We start from the raw sequence: 15,544 nt of genomic DNA on the forward strand, positions 1-15,544 counted from the left end.
TATGATATAGCCATGAACATCGGACAACAGATATTATTCTTCATCAGCGCCCTCGGGGCTTTCAATGGCATTTTGCTGAGCCTGTATTTGTTCTTCAACCCAAAAAGAAGAACGGTCCCGGCCTTTCTTCTTGCTTGTCTGTTACTGGCCATCAGCATCCGCACAGTGAAATCTGTGTTTGTGGTTTTCAATCCCGATCTCCCGAAGATCTTTCTGCAGATTGGGCTCAGCGCCTGTTTCCTCATCGGCCCCTCGCTTTACTATTTCATCAGATCGGGCATTAGTCCTGTAACAAAAATTCCTTTATCCTGGAAGATCATCCTGAGCAGCTGGCTGTTCCTGCTGATCATTGGAGGAATCATTGTTCCCTATGACACCAATCGATTCGCCTGGAACAATTACATTGCCCAGGGCATTTACCTGCAATGGATGGTATATGTGCTGGCAAGCGGCTATTTGCTGGTCCCAACCATAGTGAAGTTCTTCAGGAAAGACCCAATTACGTCCGGCAGCAAATTCCTGTTGTTGGTTTACTTCGCTGTTTCCTTCATCTTTATCGTTTACCTGCTGGCGCTCACCGGATGGGTAACAGGCATTTATCTCAGTGGTCCTATCTCGTTTTCCTTCTTCCTGTACCTTACTATTTTCTATTATTTTTATAATCGAAAAGTGGACAGCCTGCTGAGCGCCGTTCCGGTTGATAGTCCCGCAAAAACAGAAAAGAAGAAAATTGCACAGGAAGATGCCGATCTGCTGATGGAAAAACTAAACAAGGTGATCCGCGACAAAGCGCTTTTCAAAGACCCCAACCTGAAGCTCAACCACCTGGCATCACATGTGAACATAACACCTCATCTTTTATCCCAGCTACTGAACGATAATGCCGGTAAAAGTTTCTCCACCTACATCAACGAGTTCCGCATTGAGGAAGCCTGTTACCTGATCAGCACCAACCACCGGCTTACATTTGAAGCCATCGGGTACGAAGTGGGCTACAACTCCAAGTCAACTTTCTATACTGCTTTCAAAAAAGTGAAGGATACCACACCAGCCCTTTTCAAAGAAAGCCTGAGCAAACCCACTGTATAGTTTTCCATTTTCTTCGCTTCATGTGTCCGGATTTATAATTCCGTATTCCTGAATTCCGGAATCGGTACCCCTCAAATGTGCTCTGCGTGTAGGTTTGCTGAAACTGGAATCCATGAACAGGATCAAAACGCTGGTAGTAGCCGCCAGCCTGCTTTTACTGCAAATGACCACCAGGTCCCAGACCATCAGTGGAATGATCACAGACGAAGAGAATATGCCCGTATCGTTTGCAACGCTCCATCTCCACCATCTCCCTGACTCATCCATCGTAAAGGAGCTGGTTTCCGATTCTTCCGGAAAATTCAGCATTGGCCCGGTTCCGGCAGGCAGGTATTTCCTGCGGATCTCCGCAATCGGATTTACAACAATAGACAGGGAGATCAACCTGGTAATAAATGCACACGATCTTGGACAATTGGTCCTGCCCACCGATCCATCATTGCTGAGCGCCGTGCTGGTAACTGGTGCACCGCCTGTTTTTCAGCGACAGGCCGACAGGCTGGTGGTGACCGTAGCAGGCAGTCCATTCTTCAAAACAGCAGGCAACGGATTAGATGTATTAAGAAAGATACCCGGCCTGGAAATAAACTACGATGGCAGCCTGTTGCTCTCCGGAAGAATAACACCTGCTGTTTTCATCGATGGAAAACCAGTCCCTATGAACGCAATAGAATTGCAGCAATTCCTCCAAACACTCACGCCGGAAATGATCGCTTCCATAGAGGTAGTGAATAATCCATCTGCGAGATTCGATGGAGAGTATAAAGGCATTATCGATATCAAATTAAAAAAAGACCAGGCATTGGGCTGGAAAGGATTACTGAGCAGCGGTCTACAAATGAACAACTATATGTTATCCGATAATAGTTTGTTACTTACCCGTAAAACCAAATCCACCGCTTTCACGCTGCGTGGTGGCTATACCGTAGGCTCCAGGATCTACCGGTATGAGGCATACCAGCAACTGGCCAATACCAATTTTATGCGAACGAAGAACGGCGTGGCCACCCGTTTCGACAATTATAATTTTCAGATCGGGGCCGATCATCAACTGGCAAAGGACCATCGCGTGGAACTCAGTGTAAGGACCATGCAAAACCAACGTCAACCTGATGCATACGGTACCCTGCACACTACCGATGCCACAACCAAAGAACTGGTATCCATCACCGGCACCACCAATACCAGCAGGCCGGTCCAACGCAGTTATGCGGCCAGTTTTAACTACTCGGGAAAATGGGGCAACCATCATTTGCAGTGGTTGAATAATTACCTGGATATCCGAACCAGGCAACAAGAGAATATTATCAGCTCGGATCTGATGGAACCCGCCCTGTTGTTGCACTGGAAGACCAGGCTCCGCAATGATATGTCCATCCGGAGTACGCAGGCAGATTACAGACTGGATGCAGGTGCAGGAAGGATCAATGCAGGTGCCAGGTTTGCCTACAGTAATACGTATAATAATTCCCGTTATGACACTCTGGACCAGCAGAACAATTTCCTTCCTGACGAGAGTCGCACCAACCAGTTCCGCTACCGGGAATATATCAGCGCCGGCTATCTATCCTGGGAATCCACATCCGGCCGGTTCACCTATACGGCCGGTCTGCGGGTTGAGAATACGAACACCATCGCGGATGCACTTAGTAACAAAGAAACTACCAGGCGAAACTTCTGGCACTGGCTGCCTTCTGCCGGCATCAGCTTTGAAGCCAATGATAAGGATCAATGGCAGGTCAATTTCTCCAGGAGACTTACCCGTCCCATCTTTTCAGAGCTGTACCCATTCCGTATTTACAACAGCCCCCTGAACTATTTTATCGGCAATCCATACCTGACTCCCGCATTGACCACTTCAGTGAATATTACCTGGACGCACCGCAGGATTAATTTTGCTTTCAATATCGGCAGAGAGTCCGATCCGCTGGGCCGCTACCCGAAATATGATCCCGCAACTAACGTGCTGGAATACCTGGGAAAAAATTTCAACTACAAAAGTTTTGGCCATTTCGAGGCAAGCCTGCCACTGGAACTGAAAAAATGGTGGCGAATAAGCCATACCGTTGGATTGTATTACATGAAGGAAAACATACCCTATTTCGATTATACTTTTTCTACCCCCGTAAAATACGTTACCATCAATGGTAGCCAGGTGTTTACTCTTCCGGGCCGGTTTACGCTTGACCTCACCTATTTTTATAAATCAGCTAACGGGAACAGTTTGTACACTTCCAGGTACAATAGTAATATCGATATAGGTGTGCAAAAGAGCTGGTGTAATGGGAGGGTCAACACAAAACTATCGGTGATGGATATCCTCAATACTTATAAAGTTGTTTTCACATTCCGGGAAAAACAGATCATCAACAATACATTATCACATTGGCCGGGCATGCGGCGGGTGGCGTTCACGCTGAGCTATAATTTTGGAAAATCCACTTACAAGGCTAAGCAGCAGAACAGGAGCGAGGAAGAAACCAGAGCGATGTAAAAAGTAATTACCTGTACAGATCTCCGTTGAGGTATTTCAATCCTGTGTCCGGCAGGATGGTCACAATTTTTTTTCCTACCCCAAGCGCCCTGGCGCGTTGCAGGGCCACCCAAACATTGGCACCGCCAGTTATGCCAGCGCAAATGCCTTCCACCCTGGTGAGTTTACGGGCCATTTCATAAGCATCTTCGTCAGAAACTGCAACGATCTCATCAGCAAGATCGAGACGGCAGATGGATGGCACAAATCCCGCACCAATCCCTTCCAGCCTGTGTTTCCCGGAGATATCGCCACCGGAGAGCGCGCGCACATGCAGTGGCTCGATGGCAATGCAACGAATACCCGGCAGCTCGCGTTTCATGATCTCTGCATTGCCGGAAAAACTGCCACCTGTTCCTACCCCGGTAATGAATTCCGAAATATCGGGCCCCATGGCGCGAATGATCTCGGTCGCCATTTCATGATAGGCATTGCGATTGTCTACGTTATTGAACTGGTCTGTCCAGAAAGTATTTGGTTGTTTACTCAGTTCCCTGGCCCTCTCTACCATGGAAGCGATCAGTGCCGCAGTGATCATGCCATTATCCGAAGGGAAAATTTCCAGCAAGGCGCCGAAGGCTCGCATGGTACGCAATTTTTCATCCGCGAATGCATCGGAAGAAACAAAATGCGCCTTGTATCCTTTCGCTGCGCATATCATCGCCAGTGAACTGCCTGTGCTGCCTCCCGTATATTCCACTACGGTACCTCCGGAACCCAGGTCACCCCGCTTCTCTGCTCCTTCGATCATCGATAAAGCCATCCTGTCTTTCATACTGCCTGTAGGATTAGCGCTTTCGACTTTTACAAATACTTCAGCCGCACCGTGCTCCTGCAATCGCGACAATTTGATCAATGGCGTATTTCCGATCGGTAACATGCTAAATTGTTTAATGGCGAATGGTTGATGTAAATTAATGAAATGTTACAGATTCCGGAAATCGTAGCCCGCAGGCCACGGTTGATGCCTTTTTCTTGTCTTATCACAATTACAACCCGGTGAACAGCGCCGATTAAAAAATTTTAACGGGAAGCTGTTGCCGGTATCAGGCCCGGGAAATGTAAAAAATAGTAACTTCAGACAGACGTCAATAACTCAATGAAAAAGACTAAAAATCAGTGTATGAAAAATTGCCTTTCGGCCTTATTGCTGTTCATTTCGGCATCGGTATTTGCTCAGGAGACAGTGGTAGAGAAATTCCAGAAGATCGTTACCGTTCAGCAGGCGCAACAATATATTGATGCCAATCCGCAACTAAAACCGGCACTTCTCAAATTGTCCGCCGGAAAGGATACCACCCTGATCGACAAAAGATTGCTTCGTCAGAAACAAGGCGATATCTTCTCCGTAGGCTATGTGACTTACAAAGTACTGGAAGCAAAAGAATCCATTCAGTTCCGCGCCAGCTATATCTTCCTGGATGGTGGTTCCCTCACTCCTTCTGAAGTTGAGTCCCTGAAAAAGGAAATCATGCAGAAGATCAATGCAGGTGAATCATGGGAAGCCCTCTCCGACAAATACACAATGGATGGCAACAAAACAAAAGGCGATACCGACTGGTTCTTTGGCGAATACAGTTTCCCCAAAGAGTTCCAGGATGCTGTGCAGAAACATAATAAAGGAGATGTATTCTTCCTCGATGTGGCTGATAAAGACTGGCACTATATCATCAAGAAGACTTACGACGATGATGTAAAAAAAGACATTACCGTTCTGCGCGCCAATGGCCGCTAAATAAAGCGTGAAAATCCGGTGAAGACCAGCACAAGGAAATATGAATGCCATCATCACCACAGAGAACTTGTTATCGCCTTTCAAATCCGCGCTGGGCGCAGATTATGAAAAGTACCAGCCGCACCGTCACCAGTTTGTTGATCGCTTCCTTCGTGGGCACCAGCACTTTCCTGGCTGGTGCACTTCGGATGCTGGAGCTGAAATTTTTTTCATGGAAGCAGTTTAGACTTTATTCCTCTCCTCCAGCAGTTTCAGCAAATCCGGCAATTTACAATTCAACGTATTGGTAGAGATAGCAATCGGCGAACCGTAATTACTCAGATTGTGCTGCATTCCCTTTTTCTTCAAAATATTTTTCTGGCTATCGATATAGAATTCCGGATTCTTCACAGCAATCACAAGGAATTGTTGTTTCATCACTTTCGCGATGGTGAAGTCTTCTATTTCCGCCCAGGGGATAAATCCTGCAGCCAGTCCTCCGGAATTATCGATGATCCCATTTTCATTAATTACCAATCCAGGTTTTTTGTCTTTCAACTTGATCAGGTACATCAAACCCATGAACCCGAAAAAGACGATCCCGGAAACGGCAATACTGTATTTGATCATTGGACTGGATAGTATGCCCCTGCCGGAAGATGGAGCGGTTGTGAGCATCCAAATGGAAGCGGCAACAAATATCACAGAGCCGGCAAGACCTTTGATCAGTTTTCCTTTGCTCAGCGGTATCTCTACAATTTTGTTCGGATTCATATTCAGGGAAAATAGACAAAACTTATGGAAGAAGGAAACCAGGCTTTTTTATTTCCTCTTCTACAACTTGCATCGCGCGTTCGCGGAGCGCCGGATTCCCCTTGTCCATTTTTTTTAGAAGGGCATGGCATTCCCGTAGGAACACATATGTAATATCTATTCCTCCTTCCCTTCTACCAGTAACTGCCGCATTGCACTAATGAGCGGGTAGGCCGTATTGGCATTCGTAAAGATCACATATCCCATTTTCAGATCTTTGTACACTTCAAACTGACAAAGGAAATCACCATTGTTCCCTCCATGACCGAATGATTTTCCATAAGGCGTTTCCCTTATCTCCAGGCTCATGCCCATGTAGGAAGGGTACCTGGGTTTGGGATCGCCCGGATCGAGTTTGAAATCGGAATGCTTTGTAAACATGGAATCATATGTGGCGGCGCTCAGACCTTTTTGCTCCAGCATGTACTGCATGAAACGGGTGAACACTTTTGCCTCGGTATGCATGGAATAAGCCATACCCGGAACTTCAGGCAATGGATTATATGTGGGAAGCATATCGTAGTGTCCATTCGATTTCACCTGCTTCAGTGAATCGTTGGCAGAAAAGAAAGTATGATACAATCCAACAGGGTCCAGCACTTCTTCCTTCAATACCTGTTCAACATTTTTCCCGGTGATCTTTTCCACTACTTTCTTTAAGTATTCAAATCCTTCTCCTGAATAATTGAAATCAGTGCCGGGTACAAAAAGCAGGTTCAGTTTTTTATCATCATTCATCCAGCGCCAGTTGGGAAATCCGGTGCGATGTGTTAGTACATGCTTTGCCGTTATGAGTTTATATCGATCATCATACGCAATATCCGGATATGGCAGGTATTCATACAGTGGTTTATTGAGATCGATCACACCACGCTCTGCCAGCCGTTGTACTACAAATGCAAATACAGGCTTGGTAATGGAAGCCGCTTCGAACAAAGTATTGCCATCTACTTTTTCTTTGGTAATGGAATTCTTATAACCGTATGTTTTGTAGTATACCAGTTTCCCATCTTTGATCAATGCCATTGAAACACCCGGAATGCCATAATATGCCTGGTAGGTTTCTATAAAATGATCGATTGTTTTTGCAGAAGCATCGCTGAAGTTATGCAGGATGCCTTTTGCCGGGAGCAGGTCAGGTACCGGCGTACCGGGGATGATGATGGAAGGTACAATGTTCTCTTTGTTCGATACCACGTTGATGGTTACCTGCTTATTCATTTTGGAGGCGTACAATTTTTCCCCACTATAGAAAAATGGCCTGATAAAATCCACTTTGTATTTACCTGCCGGCAGCTTGGCTTTGTAATTTCCATTGCTGTCGATGGCCGCAGCTACCCAGCATTTAGGGTTTTGAACAGCAGTAAGCATAATGCTTGCCGGCAAAGGAGTTGTCATTTCTCTGTCCCAGCTCAGCTTTCCTGAAACCTTCCCCAACTGGCTCAGGGAGGGCATGAGGATGATATCGCCCAGGCTTTTTGCATTCCGGTATTTGGAGTCTCCTTTGCCCCAGCTATGAATGGCGAAATTGCCGTTTGAATCTTTGTCGAATACCGCAAAGTCGAGACCGATGGATTTGCCAACTACCAGCTGATCATCCAGCCGGATCTTCCATTCAATGAATCGCGTGTTACCTTTCCTGGAAGTGGCCACTTCCATGATTTCCCAGTTGGCAGTTTTGGCAAACGGATCGAATGCTGCATGATTGGTATTCCGCAATTTCCTGCTGTACATGAATCCCGCCACGCCCGATCCGAAACTCAGATGGCGTGCATCGAGCCCCAGTTCCAGGCAATCCTGCGTATTGTACGCAACGTTTGCAGATGTATCTTCAATAAAATCATTATCGGTGATGGTAAAAGCCAGGTATAAGGATTTTTCCTCAGCCCGGTATCCCACATTAAAATAACCTGAAAAATCTTCCGCATTCAGGGGCTTTCCGGACAGCACTGTTTTGATATGATATTTGGTGGCGGAAATTGGCCAGTCTGAAAGATTGCCATCAACAGTGATCCTGCCAAGCGGATATGCATGCGCTATTTCACCATTATGCGCCAGGAGGGAATTGGCTGACAGGAAGGACAGTATCAGGATGCAAAAGGTTTTGCCCACAGTATACATATTCATAGTGGAAGGTTTGATTTGTGCTCGTATTGACGTTTATAAAAATAAAGATGTTACAATCTTCCGCAAAATGATACTTTCCATTACAGGATAAAGAAATGTCCGCTAAGCCTAATATCCTTAATTTTATAAATATTACTAAGACGAACTATTGGCGGCTGATCCAACATACGATGAAAACGAACTGCTTCAGGCTGTAGTGAAAGGTTACGAGACAGCGTTCCGCGAGCTCATGAGCAGGTACTGGGATAAGATGTACAGTAATATATTGTACCACTGTAAACAGCAGGAACTGGCGGAAGAACTGACGCAGGACCTCTTTGTAACCGTATGGCAGAAAAGAGAACAGCTTCCGCAGATCAGGCAGTTTGATGCCTGGCTCTTTGCCATCGCTAAAAACCTGGTGCTGGGAGCCTTCCGTAAGAAAGTATTACCCCTTCTCGATACCGGTACATTCGATCCTTTGTTCCAGGATGATGGCCTTACAGGCATTGATCTCCTGGAACTCAAAGAACTCCATGCCGTTCTCAACAATGAAATTGCGCAACTTCCTCCCCAACTGCAACGCGCCTTTACGTTACACCGCATCCAGGGACTATCGCACGAGGAAGTAGCTGCACAAATGAATATTTCCAGGTTCAGCTCTCAAACCTATGTTGCCCGCGCTACCATCATGCTGCGAACTGCCCTATCGAAATACAGTGGCAAAGCAGGTTTCAGCTTTTTCCTGCTTTTTCTGTAAAAAATCTCTCCGGCAACGTATTAACCCTTCCCTTTTCTGTATCTCTATAGGTTCAGCGCATCACAAGCGCCAACATAAACCACTATGGAAAACGAAAAACTGGCCATATTATGGGAACAATATCTTTCAGGAAGGATGAGCAGGGCCGAGAGGACTGAGCTCCGCACGCTGCTGGAAGATGCTAACAACCAGGACCTGCTGGAGATCCTGCTGAACCAATCGATGGACAATCCTGATATTCCGCTGCAAAAAGATGGAAAAAAGGACAAACATATCATTCAGGTGCTGGATGCGGTCCGCCCCAGCACCACCCCAACCCTGAACCAGCCTCAAATCCGCACCAGGAGCTGGTTTCGTTACGCAGCTGCCGCAACACTGGTACTGTGCGCCGGCGCGTACTTCCTGTTCAGGCCAACCGGTAAGGATATGAAAACAGAACAGACAACTGTTGCTGTTCACAATATCCAGCCGGGCGGCGACAGGGCCATGCTAACCCTGGCGGACGGTTCCGTGATCCTGCTGGACAGCGCCGGCAATGGTTCCATTGCCCTGCAGGGCAATACCCAGATCATGAAACAGGCAGATGGAAGGATCGTGTATGGCTCCGGTAATTCAACAAGCGCCGCAAGTATGACGAACACCATGCGTACGCCAATCGGAGGAAAATACCAGCTCGTTCTGCCGGATGGCACAAAGGTCTGGTTGAATGCAGCCAGCTCCATCACCTTCCCTGTGGCATTTCCGCAAAAGGAGCGCAGCGTAACAATCAGCGGTGAGGCTTATTTTGAAGTGGCCCAGGATAAATCAAGGCCCTTCTCCGTCACAGGTGGTAACGCCAATGTACAGGTGCTCGGCACACATTTCAATGTAAATGCTTATCAAGATGAAGAAAAACTGAAAGTGACCCTGTTGAATGGCAGTGTGAAAGTATTGAACATTCAATCGAAACAAGCCACCATCCTGGTTCCCGGCCAACAGGCACAACTTGGTGCAACGCAAATCTCATCAAGTGGAAATATCGACATGAACAAAGTGATGGCCTGGAAGAACGACCTTTTCAATTTTGAAGATGTGAGCCTGGATGAAGCCATGAGGCAGATCAGCCGCTGGTACGGAGTGAAAGTGATCTATGAACAAGGCATCCCAAAAACACAACTCTGGGGTAAGATGAGCAGGAATACCAGCTTCGAACGCGTATTGAGAAACCTGAAAGATATAGGTGTGAATTACAGACTCACAGAAAAAAAGGAGCTGATCATTTTACCATAACCTTATCCACAGCATTTAAAGAAAAGCGAAAGCCGGGAAATATTTAAACATGCTAAACGAAAACCGGATTCTGCGGGCAGGCAGAACCCGGCGAAGTCTAGTAATGTAAAAGTCGTGTTGCTTAACGATTATTTTTTACAACCTAAACCAGTGCAATTTATGCAAAAAACTGTTTATGGGCGCCGGTCCGTTTATGCGAGGCCCCGGCACCTGGACCAACTGCTGATATTGGTGCGAACGCTTTTTTACAGGCTGCATCCATCCACCAGCAGGCCATTTATGTTAGCGATGAAATTAACTATCGTATTTCTGACTGCCGCTTTTCTTCAGGTTCATGCAAACGCCGTATCGCAATCCGTTACGATCTCGGGAAAGAACCTGTCCCTGAAGAAAGTTTTCTCCATCATCGAGCAACAGACCGGTTATGTGGTGCTTGCCAACAAGAAAGACCTGGAAGCAACCAAACCTGTAACACTTTCCGTCTTCGATTTGCCATTGCAACACCTGTTAAACCTTGTGTTGAAAGATCAACCGGTTAATTACAGGTTCGATGGAACCACCATCGTCCTTAGCAGAAAAAAAGAAAACAATCCCCTGCCCGGCCAGTTGAACGTTTACCAGACTGGCACTTCGGTAGACGGAAGTGTATATGATGCAGACGGACACCCCGTGCAGGGCGCATCTGTGAGAATTCTTCCCCTCGATAAAGGAATGATCACCACCCAGTATGGAATCTTCTCCATACTCAATGTGCCCGCTGGTACTTATACGCTCGAAGTATCATTTGTTGGATGCGACGTTCACCGCCAGAAAATAACTGTTCCCCCCAATGGCATTTACCGGGTTGGCAGGATCGTGCTGAAGCGCATCAATACCAGCATGGATGCAGTAGAAGTAGTGGTAACAGGTTATCAAACCCTTCCGAAAGATCGCGCCACCGGCTCTTTCAGCACTGTAAGCAGTGAGATCCTCAGCACAAGGGTGGAACCCGGCCTGATGACCAGGCTCGAAGGTTTGGTACCGGGCCTTTTCTCCAAACCAAATGGACAGATCAATATCCGTGGCCTGGCCACCCTCTATGGAGAAACACAACCTCTGATTGTGGTAGACGGCTATCCCTATGAAGGCAATATCAATTACCTGAATCCAGATGACATTTTAAGTGTTAACGTTTTAAAGGATGCGGCAGCCGCCTCCATCTATGGCACCCGCGCCGCCAATGGCGTGATTGTGATCACCACCAGGCTGGGCAGCGCCAGGCAAACTCGCATCAATTACAACAGCACTTTGTTCATCACACCCAAACCAGACGCATCTTACCTGCAATTGATGAACAGTGGTGAAATTGTTGATCATCAGCGTGACCTCTTCAATAAATTCCACACTCCTTACAACCCTACTTTGCTCAGGTATGCCATGCCGAAAGTAACGGAAGCACTGTACCAGTTTGAGCAGGGAGAGATCACACAGGCCGAACTGGATGTTACACTGAATGCATTGAAAGGCCGTAATGGTCTCTCCCAGATTGAGGATATGATGATGCAAAGCAAACTCACACACAAACACAGTCTTTCCGTTTCCGGCGGTAACGACAGGAATCAGTACAGCCTCAACCTGAACTATATCGGTGACCGCGCCTATACCATCAAAACCAATTCAGAAAATATCAATATCAGCCTGAATAACAAAGCGCAGATCTTTAGCTGGCTCAGTGCTGATGCGGGTGTCTTCGTGAACTTCACAGAGAATAAAAGCGCTGCTGTTTCCGCTACCGGCCTCTACCGGAACATGCCTTATGAGATCCTGAAAGATAAAAATGGTAATTATGTTCCCTGGAATTACCTGAAATCACAATCAGAGATCGAACGCCTGAAAGATCTTGGCCTCCTTGATGAAACTTATAACCCATTGCAGGAATTGGGACGCTATGATATCCGAAGTAATTCCAACTATGCCAGGGTACAGGGCGGTTTCAATGTCAGGTTCAGCAAGGCGCTCAACCTCGAAGTAAAATACCAGACAGAACGCGGTAGTGGGTTCTCCAAGAACTATGCAGGTCCTGATTCCTGGAGAACCGCCAATATGATCAACAACGCTACCCAAATTGTCAATGGCGAGATCATCAAGAATATCCCCGATGGCGGACAAATCAATGAAACCAGAAGCAGCAGCAGGTCTTATACCGCAAGAGCACAATTGAACTTTGATAAGAAGTTCGGACGCGATCACCAGTTGACCGCTATTGCAGGTACTGAAAGAAGGGCCATCGTAAATGCTTACACTTCCGTACACAGGTTGGGCTATAACGATAACAACCAGGTTTTCCTGCCCGTTGATTACAATATCATTGCCAATCTGACCAATACACAATCCATTGAAGGAACTTATAATTACAGGTATAACGACAATAATGATTTCAACGAAGATGAAAACCGTTATACCTCCTTCTATGGCAATGCCGGTTATAACCTTAAAGGGAAATACAACCTCTCCGGAAGCATTCGTGTAGATGATTCTAATCTCTGGGGTACAGATCCCCGTTACAGACACCTGCCCAACTGGTCAGTTGGCGCAAGCTGGCGCATTTCCAAAGAAAATTTCATGGACAGGCTCATCTGGTTAAACAACCTCAATATCCGCACTACCTACGGAACAGGCGGTAATGTTGCCAGAAACTCAGGCCCCTACCTCATTGCTTCCTCAGGCTATTTTTATGAAACGGATAACATCGCCACCAATATCATTCAGCCACCCAATAGCATGCTGAGATGGGAAAAGACCACCACCACCAACTTTGGACTGGATTATGCCATCCTCAATAACAGGATCTCCGGCTCTTTCGACTACTACATCAGGAAGACCACCGACCTCCTGGGAGAAAAACCTGTTGACCCAACCAATGGTTTCCAAACTGCACTGATCAATTATGGAAGTCTTTCCAACAAAGGTTTTGAGATTGCACTGAACACTGTTAATATAGATCAGAAAGATTTCAGCTGGAACAGCCGCCTATCTTTTTCGCACAACAAGAATAAGATGACGGAAATAGCCGCATCCTCAGAAACTATCTATGGGTATGTGAACGGATTCGGAACCAACAGGAAGGGTTATGCGATGAACGCCCTGTTCAATTTCCGTTCCGCCGGCCTCGATCCCACCAACGGTACACCAATGGTATATGATAAAGATGGGAATATTGTGAAGAACTACGACCAAACCGGCGCCATCGTTGCCAATATGATGGACGTGAATGGACTGGTGTATGCAGGCACCATGGACCCTACCTATACAGTAGGCTTCATGAATTCCATCCGCTTCAAAAAATTCACACTGACCATGATGATCATCGCCAATGGAGGTAATGTGTTCCGCGATGCCATCCCTTCCTTGAATAATGATTTCAGGGTGAGCAGAAACCAGGACAGAAGAGTGCTGAACTATTGGAAAAAACCAGGTGACGAAAGCCTAAAAGACGTACAACCCGCACCGGATCTCAAGAATACCGGCGGCGTGTACCTCGACTATATCTGGTTCTCTACAGACGCCAATACCATGAAGGCTGATTATGTGAAGGTGAGAAATATCGGACTGAATTACGACTTCGCCTCTCATATCAACAGGTTTGTTAAGATCAATGCAGCCAAAGTGCTGTTCCAGGTCCAAAACCCATTCAGTTGGTTCAGTAATGACCGTAACCTCGACCCCGAAGCTTATTCAGTAAGCACCAATGGCGCATCCCGCACTTTACCCGTGATGCCTATGTATATGTTCGGTCTTAACCTCACCTTCTAAATTGAGAAAAAATGAAACTTACATTCATACTCCCGGTTTGCCTGCTGGTATTGTTTGCCGGTTGCGACAAATTCCTCGACATAAAACCACGGAACAAGATCATTCCACAAACCGTGGAAGAGTTTGAGAACATGCTGAACAATGCAGTGATCGTGAATTCCGGCGATTATTTCCAGGACCTCATTACAGATGATGTGTTCTTCCCCGAAGCGATGCCAGGCAATCTTTATCAGAATCAGCAGGTCCATGCCAGGCGCATCTTTACCTTCAATAATCAACCCTATGATGAAGGCACCAATGACTATCTGTGGAGCGAAGGATACAAACGCATATTCTACTTCAATACCGTTGCCAATAATATCATGTCTGCAACAGGCTCCCAGTCTGAACAATACAAAAAAGCGGTAAGGGCTGAAGCATTATTGGGCCGTGCCTATGAACACCTGGTTATGGTGAATGTTTATGCTAAACATTATGACCCGGCCACTGCAGCAACCGACCCCGGCATTCCATTGGCCCTGGTGGGAGATATAGGCGCCAAATATTCCAGGAATACTGTGGCGGAAGTTTATGAGCAGATCATTGATGACCTTACCACCGCCATCCCTGATTTGCCGGCGTCACCCAAAAAAACCAGCTTCAGGGCCAGCAAGCCTGCCGGCCTGGCCCTGCTGAGCCGTGTGTACCTGTATATGGGCAACTGGGAACTGGCCAAAAAGAATGCAGAAGATGCGCTCGCATTGAAAGGTGAACTGTTTGACATGAACAATTATTCAGTGGTTGTTCCCGGCCCCTTTCCGTATGTACCTGGCGCACCGGTTGGCTGGACAAATATCCCGCCCACGCAGCAACATCCCGAAACCCTCTATGCACGCCACTTCCTGCGTCCATTCGGATTGGCTCAGCTGGTTTGTGCATCTTCCGATCTCAGCGCCTTGTTCACCAATGAAGACCAGCGTTGGGTATTGTACTATGCCAATGGCTGGCCCCCGGCTCCCCCATTCAATTATTGGAATATGTACCAGGTGAAGATCTTCCTCAGGGGCGAATTTTATAACAATGCTATCGGTATTGGCGAAGTATACCTCAACGCTGCAGAAGCAAAGGCTCGCCTGAATGACATGGACGGCGCCCTGGACCTCATCAACGAACTGAGAAAACACCGCCTCACGCCGGCGGCATATGTTGAAAAAACAGCAGCCGACTTCGATAATGATCCGGAAAAAGTACTGCGCTTCGTTCTCGAAGAAAGAAGAAGGGAACTCGCGTTCATGAATATGCGACATATCGATCTCAAACGTCTAAACAAAGAAGCACGATTCCAGAAAACCGTTGTTCACAATGCGGAAGGCATTGAATACAGGCTGGAACCTAACAGCGACAAATACCAGCGCCAGATCTGGCCCGCAGCTTCCGCTTTCAATCCCGAATGGGAACTCAATCCATAAAGATTTTCTGATTATGTATG

Annotated in this window: 11 protein-coding genes; 8 read left to right on the plus strand and 3 right to left on the minus strand. The window is 46.8% G+C overall.

Annotation, left to right across the window (positions count from 1 at the left end; all coding sequences use genetic code 11):
- The first annotated feature begins 12 nt into the window (after positions 1–12).
- Both D9Y29_RS20320 and D9Y29_RS20325 read left to right on the plus strand, forming a co-directional pair.
- Positions 13–1,089, plus strand: a complete 1,077-nt coding sequence (locus D9Y29_RS20320) for a helix-turn-helix domain-containing protein (RefSeq protein WP_127131700.1) — start codon at positions 13–15, stop codon at positions 1,087–1,089.
- A 112-nt stretch (positions 1,090–1,201) separates the two neighbouring features.
- The gene (locus D9Y29_RS20325; RefSeq protein ID WP_127131702.1) at positions 1,202–3,583 is read left to right on the plus strand and encodes a TonB dependent receptor; all 2,382 of its coding nucleotides are present in this window, start codon (positions 1,202–1,204) and stop codon (positions 3,581–3,583) included.
- 7 nt (positions 3,584–3,590) lie between these two features.
- On the opposite strand, the gene D9Y29_RS20330 is transcribed toward D9Y29_RS20325, so the two are convergent.
- The gene (locus tag D9Y29_RS20330; protein ID WP_127131704.1) at positions 3,591–4,502 is read right to left on the minus strand and encodes a PLP-dependent cysteine synthase family protein; all 912 of its coding nucleotides are present in this window, start codon (positions 4,500–4,502) and stop codon (positions 3,591–3,593) included.
- A gap of 243 nt (positions 4,503–4,745) precedes the next feature.
- On the opposite strand from D9Y29_RS20330, the gene D9Y29_RS20335 reads away from it, so the two are divergent.
- Together D9Y29_RS20335 and D9Y29_RS20340 are read left to right on the plus strand one after the other, a co-directional pair.
- Positions 4,746–5,357, plus strand: coding sequence for a peptidylprolyl isomerase (locus D9Y29_RS20335; protein WP_164735497.1), 612 nt, complete (start codon positions 4,746–4,748; stop codon positions 5,355–5,357).
- Positions 5,358–5,397: 40 nt separating this feature from the next.
- A complete protein-coding gene (locus tag D9Y29_RS20340; protein WP_127131708.1) occupies positions 5,398–5,583 on the plus strand; it encodes a hypothetical protein in 186 nt (61 codons plus the stop codon).
- On the opposite strand, the gene D9Y29_RS20345 is transcribed toward D9Y29_RS20340, so the two are convergent.
- The gene (locus D9Y29_RS20345; protein WP_127131710.1) at positions 5,580–6,110 is read right to left on the minus strand and encodes an STM3941 family protein; all 531 of its coding nucleotides are present in this window, start codon (positions 6,108–6,110) and stop codon (positions 5,580–5,582) included. The two genes, D9Y29_RS20340 and D9Y29_RS20345, sit on opposite strands and share 4 nt — an antisense overlap.
- A gap of 156 nt (positions 6,111–6,266) precedes the next feature.
- Positions 6,267–8,276 (minus strand): serine hydrolase, encoded by a 2,010-nt coding sequence (locus D9Y29_RS20350; RefSeq protein WP_241237997.1) that lies wholly within the window; start codon positions 8,274–8,276, stop codon positions 6,267–6,269.
- A gap of 148 nt (positions 8,277–8,424) precedes the next feature.
- Here D9Y29_RS20350 and D9Y29_RS20355 point away from each other — a divergent pair, with 148 nt between their 5' ends.
- The 4 genes from D9Y29_RS20355 (at position 8,425) to D9Y29_RS20370 (ending at position 15,524) form a co-directional block, all read left to right on the plus strand.
- Positions 8,425–9,015: an RNA polymerase sigma factor gene (locus D9Y29_RS20355; RefSeq protein ID WP_127131711.1), complete on the plus strand. Its 591-nt coding sequence runs from the start codon at positions 8,425–8,427 to the stop codon at positions 9,013–9,015.
- A gap of 84 nt (positions 9,016–9,099) precedes the next feature.
- Complete coding sequence (locus D9Y29_RS20360) at positions 9,100–10,284, plus strand: FecR family protein (RefSeq protein WP_127131713.1); 1,185 nt, start codon at positions 9,100–9,102, stop codon at positions 10,282–10,284.
- Positions 10,285–10,443: 159 nt separating this feature from the next.
- Positions 10,444–14,076 carry a SusC/RagA family TonB-linked outer membrane protein gene (locus D9Y29_RS20365; protein WP_127131716.1) on the plus strand — a complete coding sequence of 1,211 codons (3,633 nt, stop codon included), beginning with the start codon at positions 10,444–10,446 and terminating at the stop codon, positions 14,074–14,076.
- An 11-nt stretch (positions 14,077–14,087) separates the two neighbouring features.
- Positions 14,088–15,524, plus strand: a complete 1,437-nt coding sequence (locus tag D9Y29_RS20370; RefSeq protein ID WP_127131718.1) for a RagB/SusD family nutrient uptake outer membrane protein — start codon at positions 14,088–14,090, stop codon at positions 15,522–15,524.
- Positions 15,525–15,544: the final 20 nt, after the last annotated feature.

The organism is Pseudoflavitalea rhizosphaerae (assembly GCF_003991355.1).
GTDB classification, from domain to species: Bacteria; Bacteroidota; Bacteroidia; order Chitinophagales; family Chitinophagaceae; genus Pseudobacter; species Pseudobacter rhizosphaerae.